This is a genomic window from Microbulbifer aggregans (assembly GCF_020524005.1).
Taxonomy (GTDB): domain Bacteria; phylum Pseudomonadota; class Gammaproteobacteria; order Pseudomonadales; family Cellvibrionaceae; genus Microbulbifer; species Microbulbifer aggregans_A.
The window spans coordinates 268,614-291,129 of record NZ_JAIVKK010000004.1 but is presented as its reverse complement, the minus strand read 5'-3'; the positions used below and the strand labels follow the sequence as shown (position 1 = coordinate 291,129).

Annotated in this window: 18 protein-coding genes; 4 read left to right on the top strand and 14 right to left on the bottom strand. The window is 55.1% G+C overall.

Annotation, left to right across the window (positions count from 1 at the left end):
* Positions 1-113: 113 nt before the first annotated feature.
* Together LC093_RS08875 and LC093_RS08870 are read right to left on the bottom strand one after the other, a co-directional pair.
* Positions 114-707, bottom strand: a complete 594-nt coding sequence (locus LC093_RS08875) for a DNA-3-methyladenine glycosylase I (protein WP_226664282.1) — start codon at positions 705-707, stop codon at positions 114-116.
* A gap of 107 nt (positions 708-814) precedes the next feature.
* Positions 815-1,840 carry an NAD-dependent epimerase/dehydratase family protein gene (locus LC093_RS08870; protein WP_226664280.1) on the bottom strand — a complete coding sequence of 342 codons (1,026 nt, stop codon included), beginning with the start codon at positions 1,838-1,840 and terminating at the stop codon, positions 815-817.
* A 228-nt stretch (positions 1,841-2,068) separates the two neighbouring features.
* Here LC093_RS08870 and LC093_RS08865 point away from each other — a divergent pair, with 228 nt between their 5' ends.
* Positions 2,069-4,273, top strand: coding sequence for an Ig-like domain-containing protein (locus LC093_RS08865; RefSeq protein WP_226664278.1), 2,205 nt, complete (start codon positions 2,069-2,071; stop codon positions 4,271-4,273).
* Positions 4,274-4,335: 62 nt separating this feature from the next.
* Here LC093_RS08865 and LC093_RS08860 read toward each other — a convergent pair whose 3' ends face one another.
* Complete coding sequence (locus LC093_RS08860; protein WP_226664277.1) at positions 4,336-6,444, bottom strand: prolyl oligopeptidase family serine peptidase; 2,109 nt, start codon at positions 6,442-6,444, stop codon at positions 4,336-4,338.
* Between the two features lie 99 nt (positions 6,445-6,543).
* Between LC093_RS08860 and dtd the strand changes: the two genes are divergently transcribed.
* Positions 6,544-6,981: a D-aminoacyl-tRNA deacylase gene (gene dtd / locus LC093_RS08855; protein ID WP_226664275.1), complete on the top strand. Its 438-nt coding sequence runs from the start codon at positions 6,544-6,546 to the stop codon at positions 6,979-6,981.
* Here the strand turns inward: dtd and LC093_RS08850 are convergent.
* On the bottom strand, positions 6,912-7,991 hold the full coding sequence (locus LC093_RS08850) for an aminopeptidase (protein WP_226664273.1): 1,080 nt from the start codon (positions 7,989-7,991) through the stop codon (positions 6,912-6,914). The genes dtd and LC093_RS08850 overlap by 70 nt on opposite strands.
* An 85-nt stretch (positions 7,992-8,076) precedes the next feature.
* Here LC093_RS08850 and LC093_RS08845 point away from each other — a divergent pair, with 85 nt between their 5' ends.
* Entirely contained in the window at positions 8,077-8,310 is a 234-nt protein-coding gene (locus LC093_RS08845) for a hypothetical protein (RefSeq protein WP_226664272.1), read from the top strand.
* Between the two features lie 301 nt (positions 8,311-8,611).
* Complete coding sequence (locus LC093_RS08840) at positions 8,612-10,804, top strand: Ig-like domain-containing protein (RefSeq protein WP_226664270.1); 2,193 nt, start codon at positions 8,612-8,614, stop codon at positions 10,802-10,804.
* Between the two features lie 62 nt (positions 10,805-10,866).
* Here the strand turns inward: LC093_RS08840 and tatC are convergent, their stop codons facing one another.
* From tatC to LC093_RS08790, 10 genes are all read right to left on the bottom strand, one after another.
* Positions 10,867-11,610: a twin-arginine translocase subunit TatC gene (gene tatC / locus LC093_RS08835; protein WP_226664268.1), complete on the bottom strand. Its 744-nt coding sequence runs from the start codon at positions 11,608-11,610 to the stop codon at positions 10,867-10,869.
* Positions 11,607-12,239 (bottom strand): Sec-independent protein translocase protein TatB, encoded by a 633-nt coding sequence (gene tatB / locus LC093_RS08830; RefSeq protein ID WP_226664267.1) that lies wholly within the window; start codon positions 12,237-12,239, stop codon positions 11,607-11,609. The genes tatC and tatB overlap by 4 nt, the downstream gene beginning before the upstream one ends.
* A 31-nt stretch (positions 12,240-12,270) precedes the next feature.
* Complete coding sequence (gene tatA, locus LC093_RS08825; protein WP_226664265.1) at positions 12,271-12,516, bottom strand: twin-arginine translocase TatA/TatE family subunit; 246 nt, start codon at positions 12,514-12,516, stop codon at positions 12,271-12,273.
* Between the two features lie 74 nt (positions 12,517-12,590).
* Positions 12,591-12,938: a phosphoribosyl-ATP diphosphatase gene (locus tag LC093_RS08820; RefSeq protein ID WP_226664262.1), complete on the bottom strand. Its 348-nt coding sequence runs from the start codon at positions 12,936-12,938 to the stop codon at positions 12,591-12,593.
* Positions 12,939-12,947: 9 nt separating this feature from the next.
* Positions 12,948-13,346, bottom strand: coding sequence for a phosphoribosyl-AMP cyclohydrolase (hisI, locus tag LC093_RS08815; RefSeq protein WP_413231496.1), 399 nt, complete (start codon positions 13,344-13,346; stop codon positions 12,948-12,950).
* A gap of 86 nt (positions 13,347-13,432) precedes the next feature.
* Positions 13,433-15,070 (bottom strand): ubiquinone biosynthesis regulatory protein kinase UbiB, encoded by a 1,638-nt coding sequence (gene ubiB, locus LC093_RS08810; protein ID WP_226664259.1) that lies wholly within the window; start codon positions 15,068-15,070, stop codon positions 13,433-13,435.
* A gap of 2 nt (positions 15,071-15,072) precedes the next feature.
* Positions 15,073-15,702, bottom strand: coding sequence for an SCP2 domain-containing protein (locus LC093_RS08805; RefSeq protein ID WP_226664252.1), 630 nt, complete (start codon positions 15,700-15,702; stop codon positions 15,073-15,075).
* 171 nt (positions 15,703-15,873) lie between these two features.
* Positions 15,874-16,623, bottom strand: coding sequence for a bifunctional demethylmenaquinone methyltransferase/2-methoxy-6-polyprenyl-1,4-benzoquinol methylase UbiE (gene ubiE / locus LC093_RS08800; protein WP_226664250.1), 750 nt, complete (start codon positions 16,621-16,623; stop codon positions 15,874-15,876).
* A gap of 214 nt (positions 16,624-16,837) precedes the next feature.
* Complete coding sequence (locus LC093_RS20445) at positions 16,838-18,742, bottom strand: alpha/beta hydrolase family protein (RefSeq protein WP_226664248.1); 1,905 nt, start codon at positions 18,740-18,742, stop codon at positions 16,838-16,840.
* 134 nt (positions 18,743-18,876) lie between these two features.
* Complete coding sequence (locus LC093_RS08790) at positions 18,877-22,170, bottom strand: TonB-dependent receptor domain-containing protein (protein ID WP_226664245.1); 3,294 nt, start codon at positions 22,168-22,170, stop codon at positions 18,877-18,879.
* Between the last annotated feature and the right edge of the window lie 346 nt (positions 22,171-22,516).

The window sequence follows — 22,516 nt, the reverse complement described above, 5'->3', positions numbered from 1 at the left end:
TCGCAAGTCCGCACCCGGTATCGCCGCCTTATCCCATAACCGCATCGAAATGAACAACTATGCATTGTGGGGCGAGGGGCAATGTGGGGTCATAGAGGGATCGCAACCGGCTATTACACCAGACGCATTTTCTTCGCCGCGGCAGCACAGCGGTCGTGCGCCGGGCAGTCCAGCATATGGTCATTGACCATGCCGGTCGCCTGCATATGGGCGTACATGATGGTGCTGCCAACGAAATTGAAGCCGGCCTTCTTCAGGGCCTTGCTCATGGCATCCGACACCGGGGTGCTCGCCGGCACCTGGCTCATTTGGCTGAAGCGGTTATCGATACATCGACCGTCGGTGAACTGCCACAGGAAGTCCGACAGGCTACTGCCGGACTCCCGCAGCTTCAGGTAAGCCCGGGCGTTCTTCACCGCGGATTCCACCTTCAGGCGGTTGCGGATGATGCCGGGGTCCAGCAGCAATTTTTCCACTTTCTTGGGCGTGTAGCGGGCGATCCTGTCCGCATCGAAACCGTCAAAGGCCACGCGGTAATTCTCGCGCTTGTTCAGCACGGTAATCCACGACAGTCCTGCCTGGGCGCCTTCAAGAATCAGGAACTCAAACAACTTATTGTCGTCCAGTACCGGCACCCCCCACTCCTCATCGTGGTACTGCTGATAGAGCGGGGTAGAGAGACACCAGCTGCAGCGTTTTTCCGACATCAAGGGCTCCCGGTCCGGTGGCTACTGAGCACCGGAGAAAAAGTAGTGCTGTACCAACTGGAGGATCAACAGGAGCAGCACCAGGCTGAAAATGATATTTTGCCGGTTCATACGCTCGCGGCCTGCTTTTCAGCCGGTAACTTCAGCAATCCTTCCGCAACCAGCCAGTCGCGGGATTCCCGCAGCATGTCTTGCAGGCTGTGCCCGGTGCGGTAACCCAGCTCGCGCACGGCTTTGTCGGAGCAACCCACCACCCGGCGGGTAAGCATCGCGGCCTTTTCCGGTGTTATCGCCGGCTCCCGCCCACTAAAACGGGAGCGCAGGTCTTGCACTGCGGCGGCCGCGCGAATCGCGAATGCTGGCGTGGTGCGCTGCGGTGCCGGCTTGCCCACCAGCTCGGCAATGCACGTGAAGAAGTCGAGAAAGCTCGCGTCGGTACCGGCAATGATGTAGTTCTCGCCCGTGCCGCCATTCTGATACGCACTGATATGGGCCCGCGCCACTTCCCCCACATGACAGAAAGAGCCTGAGCCGGGTGGCACGCCGGGCAGCTTGTCTTCGGCAATCATGAAAAAGGTCTGGGCCCAGTTGGACTTGTCGTACTTGCCCACAATCGCACAGGGATTCAGGAAGACCGCATCCAGGCCCTGGGCAATTTCTTCGCGCACCGCGGCCTCGGCGCGCTTCTTGGTGTACAGGTAGTGATGGCGTGGATCATCGGCCAGCTGCGGGCTCGCCTCGGTAATCATTTCCCGATGGTAACCGTAGGCAGAAATGGAGCTGGTCATGATGAATCGACCCGGCTTTTCCTGCCCGGCAAAATGCTCCCGCGCAGCCTTCGCCAGGTTTCCCGAGCCAACCACATTATCCTGCCACTGCTGCGCGTTGCCGCCGCGCCACATATTGGTGTTGGCGGCCACGTGGAATACCGCATCCAGATTTTCCGGCAGCGCCGCACGCAGCGAATCTATATCCGCGAGCGATGCTTCCACCAGCTCCACCCCAAGTTTTTGCAGTAGCGTGGTATCCGAGCCGCTGCGGTGCATGGCAGTTACCTGCCAGCCATCGGCCAGTAACTGTTCAATCAGGTTGGCACCCAGAAACCCGGTGCCGCCGGTTACAAATGCGCGCATAACGTCTCGCTTTTAATTTTGTTTGTAGTTATATCTATGTGTAGAGCTTGCCAGAAACTACCCGCTTCAATCCAGTTCCATTTTCTTGCTGCCCACAAGCGCTCATACCAAGGTTCAATGGCGTTTCATCACACCACTGGTAATGTATGACTTCCTGGTACTGCATCCTCGAGTCCCCGGAGTTACTCCCATAAATCCTGCGAAAATAATAAGCCTTAGGGGGCAGCTTTGAATTCTCTCAACAAACCGATATTCCCTTCCCTCGCACTCTCACTTTTCATTACCACTCAGCTGGCCGGCTGTGGGGGCGGTTCCGGGGGGCAGAGTGGCGAGCAGCCACCGGAGCCGGCACCAACAAACCAGGTACCAGTGGCAACGGATGACAGCGCCTCGATGCTCGATCGCGATACCCAGATCATCATCAATGTGCTCGCCAACGATACAGACGCGGACGGTGATACGCTTACGATCGCTGGCGTTGAAGAATCGGCCCAGGGCGTGAACGCGACGATTGTCGACGGAAAAATTCGCTACGTCCCTCCCGCAGCTTTTGTCGGAAAGGATACCTTTTCGTATTCCATCACTGACGGCACTGCGCAAGCTTCTGCTTCGGTAACGGTTGTCATCGAGCCCGGCATGACCATAAGCGGCAGGCTCGGTGAAAGCCTGATGAGCAGTGCGAATGTGGAAGTCATTGTTGCCAGCGATACCCAGGACACCTCTTACAGCACCCAGGCCAACAACGGTACTTTCGAGCTCAACATTGCACTGCCGGGTGACGACAATGTCGTGATAGCAAGCGCGACACTGAACCAGGTTGCACCGCAAAAACCCATCGTTTTCAGATCCTATCTCGGCGGGGGCCTGCAGCTTAAAAATGCGGCTATCAGTGACTCGGTATCCGAAAACGAACTGGCCACACTTTACCTTTCTGCTGCCAGCACCAGCGCGGCAGCGTTGATCGAGCGCGCCGCGGGTGAGGAAATCGTTACTCGGGATCAATTGATAGAGGTATCGCAGATCCTGCCACAGGATTTACTGATGGAAAGCGCCATCACTTTGAAATCCCTCGTGGCCGGCGACCAGTGGGCTGAATTCACCCAGGCCGATTCGTATGCGTTGCTGCAGGATTTATCCTCGGCGACCGCCATCGCTGAATCACTCAAGGCCAGTGACAGTGCAAAATACGAGTCCTACCGCACTTCTGTACTACAGGATCAAAACCAGTCCAAATCACTGGTCTTGCAACCCCATCAGGAGCTTGTATTTATCGAGGGCCCATCGTCCATCCGCCGCCCTTACGGATTTGCTGTTCAGCTACAGGAAGCCGGTTCCAGTACGTTCTATCTGGCGGAGAATATTTTTCACAAAAGTGGAGATAACCTCGGAACATTCACCAGCACTGCAAGAGAAATCAGCCTGTCAATCGAGGGCCTTTTCCCGGAATTAAGAGATGTTGCGCACAGTGTGGAAAACTGCCCGGCCGACGAAAATGGATACCATCGATCCATCGCCGTAGCGCGGGATCTGAAGCGCTACCTTGAGACCCCGGTATTCTCTTCCTTCTCCAGTGTGGAAACCTACAAATGCATCACTTCAGGTGAAACCTATACGCTGCCAACGCGTTATTACCAGGTAAATAGTTTCACTTACGGTGATTTTTCCGGTTTTCTAAATGATGCATTTGCTATCAGCAGCTATCGCGATCTGGATCCCAATATCTATACGGTGAGCAACCGCTGGCAAGCGACAGTATCCACACCAAATTCTGCCGGCGGATTCACCCAGCGCTTTGACCTGAAACACGGTTATACCGATACCGCTACCGGTGAAGTACTGGCAAACGGCCATCTTTTGATGAATTCCGGACGCGGAGACACCATTGAGTATATTCCGGTGGGCTATGACGGTGCCGGACTGAGAGCGATCGCTTTGCTAAAACGTGACGACGGCTCCATTGCCAGCATGGGCGGCGACATGGTGATTCCGGTGATGGCGTCAAGCGCACTCACCACGCCCCTTAAGCTGGTATACAAAGACTCCCCGTTCAGTGTGGTATCGCCGTCTTCGGCCTACCATGACCTGAGCTTTGGGTTTGACTTCCGCATCGGCGGTACTGGAAATGACCTGGAGCGGACCGACACGAACTTCGCTGAAAATGGTAACGCGTTTTCCTGGTCGGATCAGGGCGGCCATCTGGAACTGCACTACGCTTACGACCGCGACACACAAACTTATTTGGCGTCGTGTCCGGCAGGCGCCGGCAACTGCGAAGACTATCGCTTCCGGGAGTTCGAGCTACTCTACGAAGAGAATGGCGAATATTACATTCGCGTACACAACGAAACTGACCTGTCCAAACAATACGGTATCAGTTTCAACCCGAACACATTCCTCTACAGCTATGTAGATCGATTTGTGATTGCGCAATAAAAGCGGGAGAAAGGCGGCACCCACTGGTGCCGCCAATGAGCGGGCGCACAGGCGCCCTCCCGTCACTTGAGCTTCATTCCCAGCTGCTGTGCGAGAAACGCATACTGGTTGGTAAAGTCTTCCACCTGCATCCACACCGGCTTGCCGGCACCGTGGCCCGCACGGGTTTCCACAGCGAGGTATATCGGCTGGTCACAACCCTGGTCGCGCTGCAACGCGGCGGCAAATTTGTAGCTGTGCCACGGTACTACACGGTCGTCGCGGTCGGCGGTGGTGATCAGGGTAGCCGGGTAACAGGTCCCTTTTTTGGTGTTGTGCACCGGTGAGTAGGCGTAGAGCGCCGCGAATTCGTCTTTATTTTCCGACAGGCCGTAATCGCTGGACCACTGGCGCGCGTTGGCAGAGGCGGTGTGGTAGCGCAGCATATCCAGCACGCCCACTATCGGCAGCGCCGCGGCAAACAGGTCCGGCCGCTGCACTTCGGTAGCGCCTACCAGCAAGCCGCCATTGGAGCGCCCCATAATTGCGAGCTTTTTCGGCGAGGTAATTTTTTCGCCAATCAGCCATTCTGCTGCACCGATAAAATCATCGAACACATTCTGCTTCTGCAGCTTGGTGCCCGCCTTGTGCCAGTCGCCACCGTACTCGCTGCCGCCGCGCAGGCTCACCATGGCAAAGGTGCCGCCCATATCCAGCCAGCCGGCAAAGCGGGTGTAAAAACGAGGCAACTGCGCCGCATTGAAACCACCGTAACCGTACAGCAGTGTCGGGTTACTGCCATCGTGTTTGATGCCTTTCTTGTGCACCAGGAACATGGGCACGCGGGTGCCGTCTTTGCTGGTGAAGAAGTGCTGGCTGACGGTGTAATCGGAGAAATCCGCCGGGTACTTGGGTGCCTTGACCTGTTCGCTGTTGCCGCTGGCCACATCCAGCTTGTAGATGCTCGGCGGAGTCAGGAAATTACTGAACGAGTAGTAGGTTTCGCTATCGCCCGGCTCGCCGTAAAAACCTTCGACCGTACCCATACCCGGTAGCTTCAGCTCGTACTGCTGCTTGCCGTTAAGGTCGGTAACCACGACTTTGGATTTGGCATCTTCCAGATAGTGCAGCACAAAGCGGTCGCCAATCAGGCTGGTGCCTTGCAGGGCATTTTTCTGCTCCGGTACCAGGGTTTTCCAGTTGGTCTTTTCCGGCTTGTCGAGATTGATGGCGATGACGCGGCCGTTGGTGGCATCGGCGTTCGTCTCGAAATAAAAAGTTTTGCCTTGGTTACCCAGATAGGTATAGAGCCCATCCCAGTCGTCCAGCAGCTTAACCACTTTGGCACTGTCGTCGCGCAAGTCCCGGTAGTAAATACCGTTGCTGTCGTAGCCGTCGAAAATACCAAAGATCAGGTAGTTGCCATCATCGCTGACCATGGCGCCCGGGTTGCGGGTGGGGTGATCGGTAATCTGATACACCAGCTGGTCTTTGCTCTGTGGTTCGCCGATTTTATGGAAGTAGACAGAAACCTGCTTGCTGTCGTCCGCGCTGCCGTCTTTGTTGAACGGGTAGCGGCTGTAATAGAAACCGGATTCGTCTTTGGCCCAGCTGGCATCGCTGAATTTAATGCCGGTCAGGTGATCGGGCAGCAGGCGGCGGGTCTTGAGATCGCGCACATGGTAATCGGTCCAGTCGGTACCGCCGTCAGAGGTACCGTAGGCCAGGTAGCGGCCCTCGGGGCTCACGGAGTAATTTTTCGCGGCAATGGTGCCGTCTTTACTCAGCTTGCGCGGATCCAGCACCACGCCGCCGTCCTTGTGGATATCCTTGGTGCTGTAAAAGACGTTCTGGTCCCAGGTACCGTCGTTGTATTCATAAAACACCTGGCCGGCTTTTTTGTAGGGCACGCCGTAGCGCTCGTATTGCCACAGCTGGGTCAGGCGGTCGTTGATCTTCTGCCAGCCCGGCAGCGCCTTGAGTGTCGGCAGTGAATAGTCATTCTGCGCTGTTACCCAGTCTTCCACTTCTTTGGAGTCGAGGTTTTCCAGCCAGCGGTAGGGATCGCTGACCTGGGTGCCGAAATAGTCATCCTTCTGCTCGACTGCGGGCGTAGCCGGATACTGATTCGCGGCGAAGGCGGTGGCGCTGGCAACAATGCCCGCGGCCAGGGCCAGGAGGGTCTTCTTCATAACGGGACGTCCGGTTCTTTGATCTGCTCAGTTGGGCTAATCTAGGCGATTCTGTCTGCCGGTTCTACCGGGCAGGGTCGAGTTTAGAAGAGGTTTACGATGAAGGGTTTGATACAGCGGGTGAAGCATGCGCGCGTCGAGGTGACCGGGGAAACCGTCGGTGCCATCGACCACGGAATATTACTGCTTCTGGGTGTGGAAGCCTCCGACAGCCGCGAGACCGCGGACAAGCTGCTGCACAAGGTACTGCACTACCGGGTATTCAGTGATGAGTTGGGCAAGATGAACCTGAATGTGCAGCAGGCGGAAGGTGGACTTTTGGTGGTCAGCCAGTTCACCCTGGTGGCGGACACTGCCAAGGGATTGCGCCCCAGTTTCAGCCGCGGCGCGAGCCCGCAGCAGGCCGAGGAACTCTACGACTACTTCCTCGAACAGGCCCAGGCGCGGTTGCCATCGGTCGCCGGCGGTCAGTTTGCCGCCGACATGCAGGTTTCACTCTGCAACGACGGCCCTGTGACCTTCTTGCTCGAAGCCTGAGCCCGCTCGTTCAGCGACTTCAGACGCGCCTTGCGCTCGTCTTTGGGCAGCTTCCCCAGCGCTTCTGCCGCTTCGTAGAAGCGCTCCCAGTCAGCGTCGGAATCCCGGTACAGCTGGACGAACGCCGGCACCTGGGACTGGTATTCACTCACCAACGCCAGTGTTGCGTTGTTGGTTTTCTCGATCATGGTGGTAAAGCGCGCATCCTGCTCCCAACCTTCGGAGAGCGTGCGATAACAGCTGCGCAGCCGCTGCAGGGTCTGCGCCTTCTGCGCGCGCTTTGCATCGTCACTCTCATTCGAGGCATAAATACCCTTGAGCTGCTTGCGTGCGATGACCATCAGGCTGTTGATTTGCCGCGCCTGCTCCACACTCTTTACCGCCGGCGCGGGAATGCCCTGGCGGCGACGCCAGTCCGGCAAAGCAATGCGTGCTACGGCCGTGGCAAAGCTCTCATTGAAGCCGGTGTCTCCGGAGATATACACCCGACGGTGCGCCAGCTCGTGAAACAGCAGGTTGGCCAGCCGGTCCGGCTTCCAGTTCACAAAGCTCGACAGTACCGGATCGTCAAACCACCCCAGCGTGCTGTATGCGGGTACCGGCCCCAGATACACGTCGTAACCCTCCGCCCGGAAGCGATCTTCCTGCGCCTGCGCGTCCGCCTTATCAAAGTAACCCCGGTAACTGGCACAGCCGGCAATTGGATAACACCAGCGCTTGGGTGAGAGGGAAAATTCCGGCGCCGCAACCAGGTTCCACAGCGCGTATTCCCCTTCGAGCTGGGTGAATTCACTGTAAGCACTACCCACCGGCAGATGCAGTTCGCCGCCGGCATAGGCGCGAATCGACTGCACCCATTGCAACTGGGCTTTTAGCTTGGGGTCGGTGGCTTCATGGCCGACCAGGTCATCAATGGATTTGCGGCCGGCGAGGATTTTCAACTGTCCGGTGGCCGCCTGGGAATAGAAAGACACCGTTTCACAGCCCGCCAACGCAATGGATACCAGCACGAGTGCCCCCATGCGCCACAAACCGCCAACCAGTCGGGGAAGAGCTACGTTTAGATACGGGAGGAAAGTTTTCCGGGTAACGTCCATGCCACCTGTCGCCGCTGTCTGTCTTGTTTTTGCTCTGGTACTCAGTGCCGCACTGTGGATCTACCTGGTCAGAGTCTGCTTTGCCAATTCCACCGTGCACGGCATCGTCGCCTTGCTGTTGCCACCAATCGCCTTGTTATCGCTGCTGCCGCATTGGCAACAGTACCGGCAACTATTCCTGATGGCTCTGGGGGCATTCGGATTTATCAGCATAGCCATTATTCTTGCCTGAGCAATACTCGTAAGTACATCGGCCGTTGGGCCGACCCGGCTCAACCCAAGACCACCACCTTGATCAAAAATATAAAAGCGAACTTATTTTTATGAGTTAATCCCCAAAAAATGATGCCCGAATTGGAAAATTAATAGCACAACATCCGACAAGATCCCCACCCGCATAAGTCCACCCCAAAATACCAAACCTACAACAATGATAGATTTTGCGTTAACTTCCTTGTGTTGTTTGAGGCGACACGCTCGTTGCGCTGCTTCTAACAACACCAAGTACAAAAAGGAAGTCCTAAGGGAATACAATGTTTTCTGTTTTTCATCCTATTTTTTCCAAAAAAATAAAACACCTATCTTATATTCCACTTTGCCTGGCTATTGCCGCCTGTGGCGGAGGAGGCAGCGGCGGCGGCGACTCCGATTCAGGTACACCACCAGCGCCAAGCAATAGCGCCCCGGTTGCCACTGACGATTCAGCTTCTATCAGCAATCGTGATGTCGACGTCGTTATTGATGTACTCGCAAATGATTCCGATACCGATAGCGACACGCTCACCATTACCAGCGTCAGCAAATCGAAAATGGGCGTAGCCCCAGCGATAGAAGATGGCAAAATTCGCTATAAGCTCGCTGCCGGGACCAAGGGCGAAGATAGTTTTACCTATGTCGTGAGCGATGGCACAGCACAGTCCGAAGCAACCGTAACCGTTCGTATCGAGCAGATACTGACGATCTCCGGCGCAATCGGTGAAGCCGTTTCTGGTGAAGGCTTAGTAACGGTCTATGTGGCCGGGGAGGCCAATGATGCACTGCTCGAAGAAAATCGCTACAGCGTAGATATCAAAAATGCCGATGAGGATGCACTGGTTGTTATCGAATCTCGCCACCAAAACACCAGCATCGACAAAACCATTATCCTGAAGTCCTATGCCGGATCCATTTCCGAGCTCAACGCTCAGGCTACCTCAGGACGCGTGGATGAAACGAAAATACCAGCCTTGTATCTTTCTGCCGCCAGCACTGCCACCAGTGCATTTCTGGAAAAAGCCGCGGGAGGGGAAATAACCTCTACCGATACTTTAATCAATGCGTCACAAACACTGCCTCAGGCATTAGTATTCGAGAGTGCGACTACACTCAAATCTATCTTATCCGGCGATAGCTGGTTCATTTTTTCCCAAGACGATACCTATTCACTCCTGGAGTCCTATCCAGATGCAATTAGTATCGCGGAGTCAATGGTGGAGGAGGCACCAGAAAAGTATCTGGATTATCGTGCGGCGATACTAAGAGACAGCAAACAGTTCTTATCCCAGGACTTCGCATCGAACGAAGAACTGATCTTCACTTATACAACGACTCGCAATCAGGTAATTGGTGCAACTGCGATCCAGCTTTCGGAGACTGCATCCGGGACAGGCTATTTGGCGACTGCCAACACACAAAAATCAACCGACAATAGCACTCCGGTCTCTTTTGATGGCCAAAGCATTACGGCATCTGTGGAAGGCATACTTCCGCCGACAGCGGTCAATTACCAGCCAGAATGCGCGACAAACGAAGAAAGCTCCTCGCATAGTTATGTGACCCCGATCCGTATAAAGCTGACCAAATACTTGGAGACACCGGTATTTTCTGCCTATGCCGAACAAATCGAATATCAATGCGACGAAACGCTTGAGCGATTTTTCTCAGAACCAAGCTTCGTACAGCTGAACAAGCGTGGTTATGGAAGCTTTGCGAGTGAAATTACTGCAACCTTCGCAATACACGCTTATCAGGATGTAGATCAAGGCATCAACACGACATCCGCCGTCTGGCGAACCACTGTTGTCGAACCAAATAGCACTGGAGGCATTAGCCTTCGCACTGATTTCAACAGTGGTTATAGCGACACCGGCACAATATCCCTTTTATCTCCGGGAAAATTGAAACTCAGCACACAGCAGACAGGCGATGTTGAGTATACGATCATGGGTACCGAAGGCAGTATGCTGAAAGCCGTCGGCTTGGTGCGCAGGCAAGATGGCACAATCGCCTCAGTTCGTGGGGGGTATATGGTACCGGTAACACCGGGGATTAAACTACCAACGCCTTCGACGCTGGCTTACAGTGAGCCGAACTTCCACGAAGGACTACTGAGCGACTCAAAATATTTTTATGGCGGATTTGCTTTTGAATTTCATGCAAACAACATTGCCAACATACTAATTTTCAATGGCGTGAATTATGACCCATTGACGCTTGATTACTCCTGGACGGAGCAGCCTGGCTACCTGGATATGCGGTTATATGATGTTATTACCAGCGATGGCAGCTATAACTACCTGCCGGAATGTCCAGAAGACGCAGTGGAATGTACATTATATTCCGTCACCGAATTCGAACCTCTGGCGCAATTCGGCAATGACTATATTTTGCGATATTACGCTGCATCCGGCAGTGGAGGGGCAGATTACAAGACAGATCTAATTGTGCGCTATACCATCCTTCCCTGACCTACACCATTAGACCTGCCGGCTCTCCACAGAGTCGGCAAGCCATCTATCCTTCAACGTAATTAATCTTCAGCAACCGCTTCGTCGCGCTCGCCGCGCTTGATCCAGCGCCCGAAGAAAATGCCCACTTCAAACAGCAGCCACATTGGTACCGCGAGCAGGGTCTGGGAGATGATGTCGGGGGGCGTGAGCAGCATGCCAACAGCAAAGCAGGCCACGATCACATAGGGGCGTTTTTTCGCCAGGTCTTTTGCGGTAACAGCACCGCTCCAGATCAGTAGCACCGTGGCAATCGGGATCTCAAACGCGAAACCAAAGGCGAAAAACAGCTTCAGTGCCAGGTCGAGATAACTGCGGATATCCGGCATCACCTTGATATCAGCATCGGCAGAGCTGATAAAGAAATCGAAGATGATGGGGAAGACCACAAAATAGGCGAAGGCCATACCGGCATAAAATAAAAATACGCTGGAGACCATCACCGGCGCCAACAGGCGCTTTTCTTTTTTATACAGCCCCGGGGCTATAAAGGCCCAGAACTGGTAGAGCACAAACGGGATGGCAAGGAAAAAGGCCAGCACGAAAGTGGTCTTGAACGGCGTCAGGAATGGAGATGTGACTTCAGTGGCAATCATGCCCGCGCCTTCGGTCAGGCGTGCCTGCAGAGGGTCGGCAACGAAATCGTAGATCTCATTGGCAAACGGCATCATGCAGGCAAAAATCGCGATCACCGCCACCAGTATTTTCAACAGGCGGTTGCGCAGTTCGATCAGATGCTCGATAAACGGTTGTTCTTTCTCACTCATTGACGCTTGTCTTCCGCCTGCGAAGATCGGGGTTCGGATTCATCATCGTCCCCTTTGGGGTTGGTGAGCTCGCCCTCGTCAGTGAAGGCTTCGTCATCCTCATAATGATCGGGGTGGTGCGGGTTGTATTCCGGGTCACCGTGATCGTGCAGGTGCTCGGGGTACTCTGGGTCTTCCAGGTCGGAATCGTCTTCGTCCTCTTCCGGCAGATAGTCCTCCGCACGTTTCGTGTGGTGATCCTCCTCCGGCAGATAGTCCGCCGCGGCAACCCGCTGGTCGGCCTGCGCCTCGGCTTGCCGGTCGAATACTGTCTCAGCTTCAGAAGCACTCTCGCGTTTTACCGCGTCGAGGTCCTGCTGAAACTTCTGCTCCGCCGCCTTGAAAGAGCGCTCCATTTCTTCCTGGCTTTCGCGCAGCTCTTTGAGGATCCGCTCGTTGTGCAATTCTCGACGGATTTGATCCGCTCCCACTTCCCGCTCCAGCTCATCCTTGGCGCTGTTGAGGGTGTTTTTTATCTGGTTCCACCAACGTACGGTTGTGCGCACGGCATCAGGCAGGCGCTCCGGCCCGATCACTACCAGACCGACGATACCCACCAATAACAGTTCAAAAAAACCGATATCAAACACGCGCTGCGCTCGCCCTGTTGCCCGCTAGGGGTTATTTATCCTGAGTGTGCTTGTCTTCCGCAGAGGTCTTCTGCTGCGGCTTTGCCTGCTCGTCTTTTCCCAGCAGCTCTGGATCCTTTTCATCCTCTTCCTTGTCCTTATCTTCGTCCTTCACGGCTTTCTTGAAACCCTTGATGGCACCACCCAGGTCGCCGCCGAGGTTACGCAGACGCTTGGTACCGAAGATCAGCAGTACGATGACCAGCAGGATAAGTAATTGTTGCCAGCTAATGCCCATGGAATGCTCCTGATAATACTCTGTGTTTTATAGTGCCTCGCCCACGGGGCGCTGCCACTTGTTTGGATTCAGATTCAGTTTTGCTGCCGCGCGGCCTTTTCTTCCAGCCCGGACAGCCCGAAACGGCGGCCGAGTTCGTCCAGTACTTCGCGGGAATCCGTTCCCAGGTGTGCCAGCATCACCAGTGAGTGAAACCACAGGTCGGCGGTCTCACCGATCACTGCACGGTGTGCTTCCGACTCGGCGCTCTGGCCCTCGGCATCTTTCGCGGCGATCACCAGCTCGGTGGCTTCCTCACCGATTTTTTCCAGAATTTTGTTCAGGCCCTTGTGATGCAGGGAGGCTACGTAGGACGAGTCCGCATCGCCTTCCTGTATCCGCATCCGTAGTACCCGATCCAGTTGTGTCAGCATATTGCTCATGGCGAAAACTTATTGGTCCTTTGCGTAAATTTTCTGCGGGTCGGTGATCACTGGCTGGTTGATATGCCACTCACCGTCCTTGAAAACCCGATAAAAACAACTGGTGCGCCCCGTATGACAGGCTATGCCACCGAGTTGTTCCACCAGTAGCACCAGTGTATCGCCATCACAATCGAGGCGTACTTCACGTACCTGCTGAACATGGCCGGAGGATTCACCCTTGCGCCACAGTTTGCCGCGCGAACGTGACCAATAGACTGCACGTCCTTCTTCCACAGTCAGACGCAGCGACTCACGGTTCATCCACGCCATCATTAAAATACGCCCGGACTTGTAGTCCTGAGCGATGGCAGGTACCAGGCCGTCGCTGTTCCAGCTGACCGCTTCAGTGAAATCGGTATCGCTCAAGGGATGCATCCTTACTTCATTCGTTATTGTAGGCTGGCTGCCCGGGTTACCGTCCTGCGCCGCCCATTAAAGGGTCAAGTGGGGACTCAAGGCCACAGCAGGAGCGCCAGACCGGCAGCACCCAGCGCCCAACTCGCGGCCGGAACCTGTGCCAGCAACCCCGGCGAAGCCACCAGTGCCGCGCCTACCGCCAGCAATACACCAGCCACGCGCCGCGCATACTGGGCACGACCTCGGCGCTGGCTGCCCGCCAGCTGATCACCAAGGCGGTGCAATTGGGGTGCCAATTCGCGCCCCTGCTCCAGCGCCGCAAACGCCATCTGCGGCAACTGGGGAAATTTTTCCAACCATTCCGGCCCATAGCGCTTTATTTCACCCAGAATGGTGCGCGGGTGGATGCGATCGCGCATCCAGCGTTCCAAAAATGGATGGGCAGTCTTCCACAGATCCAGTTGCGGATAAAGCTGTCTGCCAAGGCCTTCAATATTGAGCAGCGTTTTCTGCAACAGAACCAGCTGCGGCTGCACCGCCATATCAAACCGGCGCGCAGTCTGGAACAGGCTGATCAGCACCCTGGCGAATGATATTTCACCCAGCGGTTTTTCGAAGATCGGTTCACACACCGCACGAATCGCTGCCTCGAAGGCATTGATGGGGGTATCCGCCCGCACCCAGCCGCTCTGCACGTGCAGCTCCGCCACCATGCGATAGTCGCGACGGAACATCGCCAGCAGGTTGCGCGCCAGGTAATACTGGTCCTCGCGGGTGAGGCTGCCGACGATTGCGGTATCGATGGCAATGTACTGAGGCCGCTCCGGGTGCTGGCGGGAGACAAAAATATTGCCCGGATGCATGTCGGCGTGGAAGAAGTTGTGCTCGAACACCTGCTTGAAAAAGATCTCCACGCCGCGCTCGGCCAGGAGCTCCATATTGGTGTTCTGCGCGCGCAGCTGGTCGAGATCGGTCACCGGGATTCCGTCGATGCGCTCCAGAACCAGCACATTCTCGCGGGTATAGTCCCAGTGGACTTCCGGGATATAGAGCAGCGGGGAGTTGGCAAAGTTGCGCTTCAACTCAGACGCATTGGCGGCCTCGCGCACCAGGTCCAGCTCGCCCTCGATGGTGTGACGGTAATCCTCCACCACCTCCACCGGGCGCAGGCGCCGACCATCTGGCAGATAGTGCTCAATCCAGCGCGCAATGAAGCCCAGCAGGTGCAGGTCCTGCTGGATCACCTTGTCGATACCGGGGCGCAGCACCTTTACCACCACCGAAGCACCGGGCTGGCCATCGGCACCAAACAAACGCGCCGCGTGTACCTGGGCCACCGACGCAGAGGCCAGAGGCTCACGCTCAAACTCGGCAAACAGCTCGTCCACCGGCGCGCCGAGGGCGGCCTCGATACGGGCAATGCACTGGTCAGCGGGGTAGGGGGCCACCTTGTCCTGCAGCTTGTTCAGCTCCAGTACGATATCCGGCGGCAGCAGGTCCGGGCGGGTAGACAGCAGCTGACCGAACTTTACATAGATCGGCCCCAACGCCTCCAGTGCCGAGCGCAGGCGCTCGCCACGACTCATGTCTCTGGCTTTGCGGCTCTGCGGCAACAGCCGCGCCGGCGCCCATAACGCACGCAACCAAAAGGGTTGATGCTCGGCCGGAACCAGCTCGTTCAGGCGGTAGCGCAGGAATACCCGCGCAATAGTCAGGGTTCTCGCAATCGGCACGGTCAGTTGGCTCCCCGGCGGCTCAGCTTCTCACGCAGCAGGGCAATGCGCGCTTCCAGACGGTCCACACCCTGGGTGAATTCCGCCACATCATCGGCAAACGCTTCGAACTGCGCCTGCGGCGGAGTAACCCGCCACTCTTCGGTCGCCGCTTCCGACGCCGCACCAGGGGCCTTGCCCAGTGCATCGCGCAGCCAGCCAGCTGCGGTACGCAAGCCGCGCCCGATCTGGTGGGCCGGCACATCGCCAAGCGCCTGTGCCAGCGGCTCCTCCCAGTCGATATCCAGATCCCGCAGGATGGACTGCAACTCGGCGAGAAACGCACTGGAACCGCGCACTCCCACCCCCAGCTTCGCTGGTGTGGCATCGCGGTTTTTCAGCAATTGCAGAAACGCCAGGGCCGAGCCCTGCAGCTCCGTGGTCACCTCGCCATTCCAGCGGCTGTGCACTTCAATACCGTCGTCTTCGATCAGCACGAACAGGGACATTTTTGGCGCGGTGAGGTCCACCGCCAATACCTTGCCGACAAGCTTTTGCAGGCGCGCGGCAGTACCGGGGTCGTACCGGAGGGCGGTGTTAATGGCAGTTTCCAGGGTGGCGTCAAAGCCGGCGCGGAAAGTGGGGTCGGTCATTATTTTACGAGTTCGTCAGTGCGCAAGCGCAGATGCAAAGGTCCGGGCGGCGGGAACCCCTCGCGAGACCTTCTAAAACAGGGATGTTTTAGAAGAGCCCCCAGGGATGGGTTCACGGCGTGTCTCGCGAGGGGTTCCCGCCGCTCGGACCGCCACGGACTGAGATAAGAGCTAAGGCTTGATACCTTTGTGCAAAGCCACAATGCCACCCGTCATATTGTGGAATTCACAGTCCACAAAGCCTGCTTCGCCCATCATGTCTTTGAGGGTCTGTTGATCCGGGTGCATGCGGATACTCTCGGCGAGATAGCGGTAGCTTTCGGCATCGTCAGCCACCAGCTTGCCCATAAACGGCAGCAGGCGGAACGAGTACTGGTCGTAGACCTTTTCCAGCAGCTTCGACTGCGGCTTGGAGAACTCCAGTACCAGCAGGCGGCCGCCCGGCTTCAGCACCCGCAGCATCGAGCGCAGCGCCAGGTCCTTATCGGTGACATTGCGCAGGCCGAAGGCAATCGTGATGCAGTCAAAGGTATTGTCGGGGAAGGGCAGGTACTGGGCGTCCGCCTGCAACGTCTCCACATTGCCCGCAATACCGCGATCCAGCAGGCGATCACGACCCACCTTCAACATCGACTCATTGATATCCGCCAACACCACCTTACCGGTGGGGCCCACAATGCGGGAAAAGCGCGCGGTCAGATCACCCGTGCCGCCGGCAATATCCAGAATCGTCTGCCCCGGCCGTGCCGCGGACAGCTCGATGGTGAAACGCTTCCACAGGCGGTGAACCCCACCTGACATCAGGTCGTTCATCACATCGTAGCGCGCCGCCACCGAGTGAAAAACATCCGCCACACGCCCGGCCTTTTCCTCGACCGGTACTTGCTGGTAGCCGAAATGGGTCGTCTTGCGTTCCGTCATCTTGTGCCTGCTGTGCAAATTTCAGGGCGGTATTGTACATGGGAATCGGCATACAGCACGACTGAGAGGCGGCAAGCGAATACTTAGGGGGGGGTAGGGATACAGTTTCGCTGACAAACAGGCCGTATCATCCACAGGGGGCAGCAGCCCCACCCCAAAAGCCGGTCGCTTTGGATGAGACTGCTAAGTTTGACTGCGAAACTACTTCAGATATTTAGAGGCCACCGGCGCCACAATCCGTCTCAAGATAAGAAATCATAGATTCATAAAGCGTTTTCTGGTGATCATAAAACAGGGTGTTACTGAAGTGGTCGGCACCGTCCAGCTCTACGTATTTATAGACCTTCCCATGCTTGTCTAGCGCCTTGCGATAGCGCTCAGCGTGCTCAGGGGGAACTCGTTGGTCGACACTGCCGTGAATTAGCAGGATCGGCACATTGACATCCGCTGCTGTTTCAATCGGGGAGATACTGTCATCCCACATACCCAGCTGCTCAATTTTTTGGGCGCCGCGCATGCGATCACGGTAATAATTTACCTGCATCTGGTTATCGGAAACAGCTGCACCTGCAATTACACACTGGTAAATTTGCTCCTTGCGCGCAGCGGCGATAAGCGCTGCATAGCCGCCATAAGACCAGCCAAACATCGCCAGGCGATCTTTTTCTGCCCAACCTTGATCAACCAAGTAGAGCATGCCGTCGTCCTTATCATCCTGCATTTTGTGGCCGCCCTGTCCGCCGTCAACAAAAGCAGATGTATAGTGCTCCAATCCAAAGCCTTTACTGCCACGATATTCCGGCTGCAGCACAACATAGCCGTTGTTGGCAAGCATCTGCGCCCATTCATCATACAGAACCACCTCTGAAACGAAGGGGCCCCCATGGGGCATGACAATCGCCGGGAAGGGTGGCTTACCGTTCGGGATGGTCAAGTAGGCTGGGATAGTGCGACCATCGCGCGCCTTGTATTCGATGTAGCGTACTTCGGCCAAATTCTCAGGCGCGAGTAGCGGCTGACGGCTACCAACTTTAGTCAATTTTCCGCCATGCAGCAGGTAATATGTACCTGGATCTCGAGGACCTACGTTATAGATCGTCAGACTGGAACCATCGCGGCTGCGGCTATTGATTCGCAGAAAATGAGCTTCCGGGATGATACTTTCCAGCTGTTTGGACGTCGCCATTTCCAGCTCATCAAAGTATTCAACTTCAACATTGCTTTTGGTGTACACCACCCCAACCACTGAGTCTCGGTTTTTCCACTTGTTACTGTGGAAACGGACGCCAGCGACGTCAACATCACCGCGACGATAAATCAGCTCACCGAAGGCACCTTTGCGTACGTCATATTCCCAGAGCCCGATCTTGTCATCACCCTTGTTCGCGCGAACGTAAAAAATATGCGGCTGTTTTTCATCGAACCCTTCAACCGAGAAGGTTTCAAAGCTGTCTTCACTAAGGCGATAAAATTCCTGCCACTTGCTGGTATCGGTAATACGCTGGTACCAGACATATTCACCTTTCCCAATATCAAAACCGCGTGCTAACCAAGGGCTCCCATCAATATCAAACTCAACCTGGCCCATGTCCAACTTTCCACGGAGGAGCAATTTTTTCGCACCGGACTTCAGGTCCATTTCATAATACGTCCGCGGCCGAAATGCTTTATTCAATCGACTTTTATCACCGCCGGGAATGTAGGAAAAAATGATTCTGCGATCATTGTTGGGCAGAACATGTTCGAGATCAGCACCAAGCTGATCATACTTTTTCATTTTTTTCCGCTTGATGTCCACTGAGGCCAGCAGGTATTCGTATACTCCCTCATTAAAACCTTCAATACGATCACGCACCTTCTGGCGCAGATTCATACCGATAACATCGTTGCTCAACCAGAAAAAACCTTGTATTTCCATCGGATCAGAGTTGATCCGATATGGCTCTGCTTCGAGGTTGTCCGACGGATAGACTTCGATGATTGGGTCGCCATCCTTGGTTGGAATCTTCAGCAGGGCCACATGCTTTCCATCCGGGGAAACTTCCACATTGCTGATCACATCGCGTAGAGCCCAGTAATCCAGCGGATAGGGCTTGGCAACCCCGGCAAACGCATCCACGCTGAGTAGCAGCAACAGTGATGCGGCAAGCTTTCTCAGTATTCCCATTTCGATACCCTATAAAAAACTATCAAATAAATATTTTTTTGAAAAAAAAGCCCGCATAAATGCGGGCTTTTTCAACCTGGATACTATCAGAAATTCTTCTGAAGATTCAGGAACATGGTACGGCCTTGCAGGTCGTAGCCGTAGCCGATTGGCGTGTTGTTGATGGATGTTACATATGCACCACCGTCAACTTGGGGCGGAGCTTCGTCGAACACGTTGCTCACACCAAGTCCGGCAGTCCAAGTATCCGCGTAGTAATACAGGGAGGCGGAGTGCACCATGTAATCGTCCGCGAAGCCTACATTACGGCAGTCCACGCCACCGTTGGCTGCGCCAACACAGGTATCAGAGATGAACCCGGTGTTATTGGAGTCAAAAATATCACTGAACTCATCGACATAAATATCATCCTCTTCCATTGAGCCCAGGTAGCGGGTAGTCCAGGTAAAGCGGTACTTATCGTACTCAACACGGAACTCGCCTCGAGCGTTCCACTCAGGGTAGCCGAAAGTGCCATGATACCGCTCAACATCCGGAACGCCGTCGTCGGAAACGTAGGTCAGCGTGCGCTCCAGCACCCGGTTAAAGGTGAAGTTTGCAGACAGGTCAAATGGTGCGCCAAACAGGGTTACCGGCTGCGCGTAACGGATGTTGTAATCAAACCCGCGCGCCACTTCGTTGTCCCGGTTCACGAAGGCAGCGTCGATCAGACCCAATCTACCTTCATCATTGCGTGTCAGCTGCGAGCAGAAAGCGCTGTTGCCGTTCGGGTTCGTGTAACAGTCGTTGATCAGGAACTGCGGGGTTGGCTCTACGATCGAGCTTTCAATCTCGATATCGTAGTAGGTCATGCCTAAGGTAAGGTCGAATCCAGCGAAGAACGGCTGATCAAACGAGAAGCCCACGGTCAAGGACTCAGATGTTTCTTCTTGCAGATCCAGGTTGCCACCGCGGGCCACTTCCACGCTATAACTATTCACACCACCGTTTTCAAGAACAGTGGGATCCACACCTGAAGCAACACAGTTTGCGAGAACCTCAGGAGAGCGAGTGTCCAATGCAGCATTGTAGCCACCGCTGAGTTCATCCAGCGCAGCATCCGGAATCATGCAGGGATCGAATACGTTCTGGAAACCAGTCTGATTCATCAAGAAGTTTTCGCGCAGGTTCGGTGCACGGTAGGACGTACCGTAGCTTGAACGCAGCAGTAGAGACTCTACCGGGCGGTATGCAATCTTGGCGGAGTTAGTCCAGGCACCACCGTAGAACTCGTCTTTGGTGTAGCGTGCAGACAGGTTGGTAGTCAGCTCTTCCGCTAGGAACTTGCCGGATACCACCGGAATTTCGACTTCGGCAAAAGCTTCCTTGGTGTCCTTGCTGCCGGTGGCACCGCCATCAGAGAAGAACCCGAAGAAAAGACCATCGCGAGCGATATCGTCCGGCAGGGACTTGATGCGATCGTTACGCAGTTCTGCACCCACACCAACAATCACGTCACCGGCAGGCAGGCTAGCCACGGTACCGGATGCGTACGCAGAAAAGATAGACTGATAGTAGGCAGTGTCGAAATCGCGGCTATCAAACAGGTAGTCGCGCTCGGCTTGGGTAGCAAAATCACCCACAACACCCTCGTACAAGGAGTCTGCGAACATATCGACCGGCACACAGGTAGATTCCCCGGGCAGCGGATCACAGATATAGGAACCCGGGTTGTTCGGATCTTCACGGGTGGTGTTGAGTGACTGACTCAGGCGATCACCGCGAATACCGTAGCGGTGGGACTTGCCTTCAGACTTGGTAATGGAGCCAGAGAGCTCAAAAGACCAGTCAGACAGACTGCCCACGTTCAGCATGGGCAGGTCACCGCGCAGACCGGTCACGAAACGCATCTGAGAAACTTCAACGTCAGTGGTATTGCGGTCACCAAGTACGGAAACAATGGGCTGAGTAGCTGCGGGGCCGATAGCGCCAACAAGCAACTCTTGACCATATACAGCCCCAAACTCAGCAGGGGTAACCCCATAAACCGATTGGAACTGGGACGCAAATTCAGGGTTCGTCAGCAGGGCATCATATGCCTCACCACAGTCCACGCCGCGCATGCCTGCAGGGTTACAAATGCTGAACGGGTTGCTGCCCGGGACAACCGGGAACAGCTGGGAAGCGCCACTGTTGATAAAGGTTTCACGCTTGGCGTAGCTGGCCTCATAGAACGGGGTCAGGTTCATATCACCTTCGAAGGTGTATTCGCCGTAGGTCATGAGGCTGATACGTTCCTGCTCTGGGTACAGGTGGGTAAACAGATCATTACCATTGATATCGTGATTGCGGAAGTTTACGTCGGTCACACCGTCGCCATCCGCATCTACCGGGAACCCGAGAGCATTGGACTCAGAGAAGCCCGGCCACGCGCCCTGGGCACTGCCCGGAGTGTAATAAACACTACCGGCGACAGGTACAGAAACTCGACCAGCCAACAGGCCTACAGCACAGCCTTCTGACATATCCATGCCCAAGACATTGCTGTAGTAGGCGTCGTCGTGGTAGATCTTGCCGTCAGTACCGATTTCCACATTGCGTTCACAGCTGTCGGTCCACGCGCGATCTGCGAGGGTTACCGCGTCTGCAGTGAAATGCTCGGCACCGAAACCAATAAAGCCACGATCGAAGTTTTTACCCCAGCTCAGGCTCATGGTGGTTTCTTCCCCATTTCCCTGCTGCGGAGCTTTACTGAACACCTCGAAATCTACGCCTTCGAAATCCTTTTTCAGGATGACGTTGGTGACACCAGCCACTGCATCAGAGCCGTAAATGGAAGATGCACCATCCAGCAGCATATCGTATTGCTGAACCAGTGAAGACGGGATCAGGTTGAGGTCAGCCGCAACCGGCGCACCTTCTACGCCCGCGGGCGCCAACCGACGGCCATTCAGCAGCACCAGTGTACGATCAGCGCCCAGACCGCGCAGGCTGACAGTAGCAGCGCCGGGGCCGTTGTCCAGAACGTAACCGGAGAAAGTCAGGTCGATCTGCTGACCGCTGGCGGCACCGCTGGTCTGCAGGATAGAAGAAGTATCGATTGCACCAGCTTCGCGGGCGCCCTCGGCATCAATGATCTGCAATGGAGCGATACTTGAAAAAGTGTCGCGCTTCAAGCGTGAGCCGGTAACAACTACCTCTTCGACAGCGGCGTCGTCTTCTTTACCCTGCGGAATGGAAACGCTGGACTGCTCTTGCGCAACCACATTGGATTCGCTAATAGCGCTGTCATCTTCTTGAGCGAAAGTAACAGGAGAAAGTACTGCAGCCAGCACAGCGGTAGACACACTTGCTTTAAGTGGCGCGCTGGCGCCCCCAAATATTCTTTTTAATTTATTCAATTAGTTAGCCCCCCAAAAATTGGCATTGGAAAGTTGTCGTGAAAAAATTCACTAAACAAGAATATGACGACTAACCTCCCTAACCCCTCAGTTATATTTTTCCAAACAAACAGAAAATGTAACCAAATGCACAAAAAAATCGACTATTCGAAATGTTGCACCCCCCTTATGGCACACTTCATGCATGACTTTACAAAAATCGAATATTTTTAGGATAAATATCTCAAGGGGAGACCACCTGGAAACTGGGGATTGATTGAAAGAGATGTATCTAACCAAAAATTAATTCCCGATAAGATTTTGTCCTACTTTAAGAATAAATTTGTGTTTTCATCCTAATAAGCGC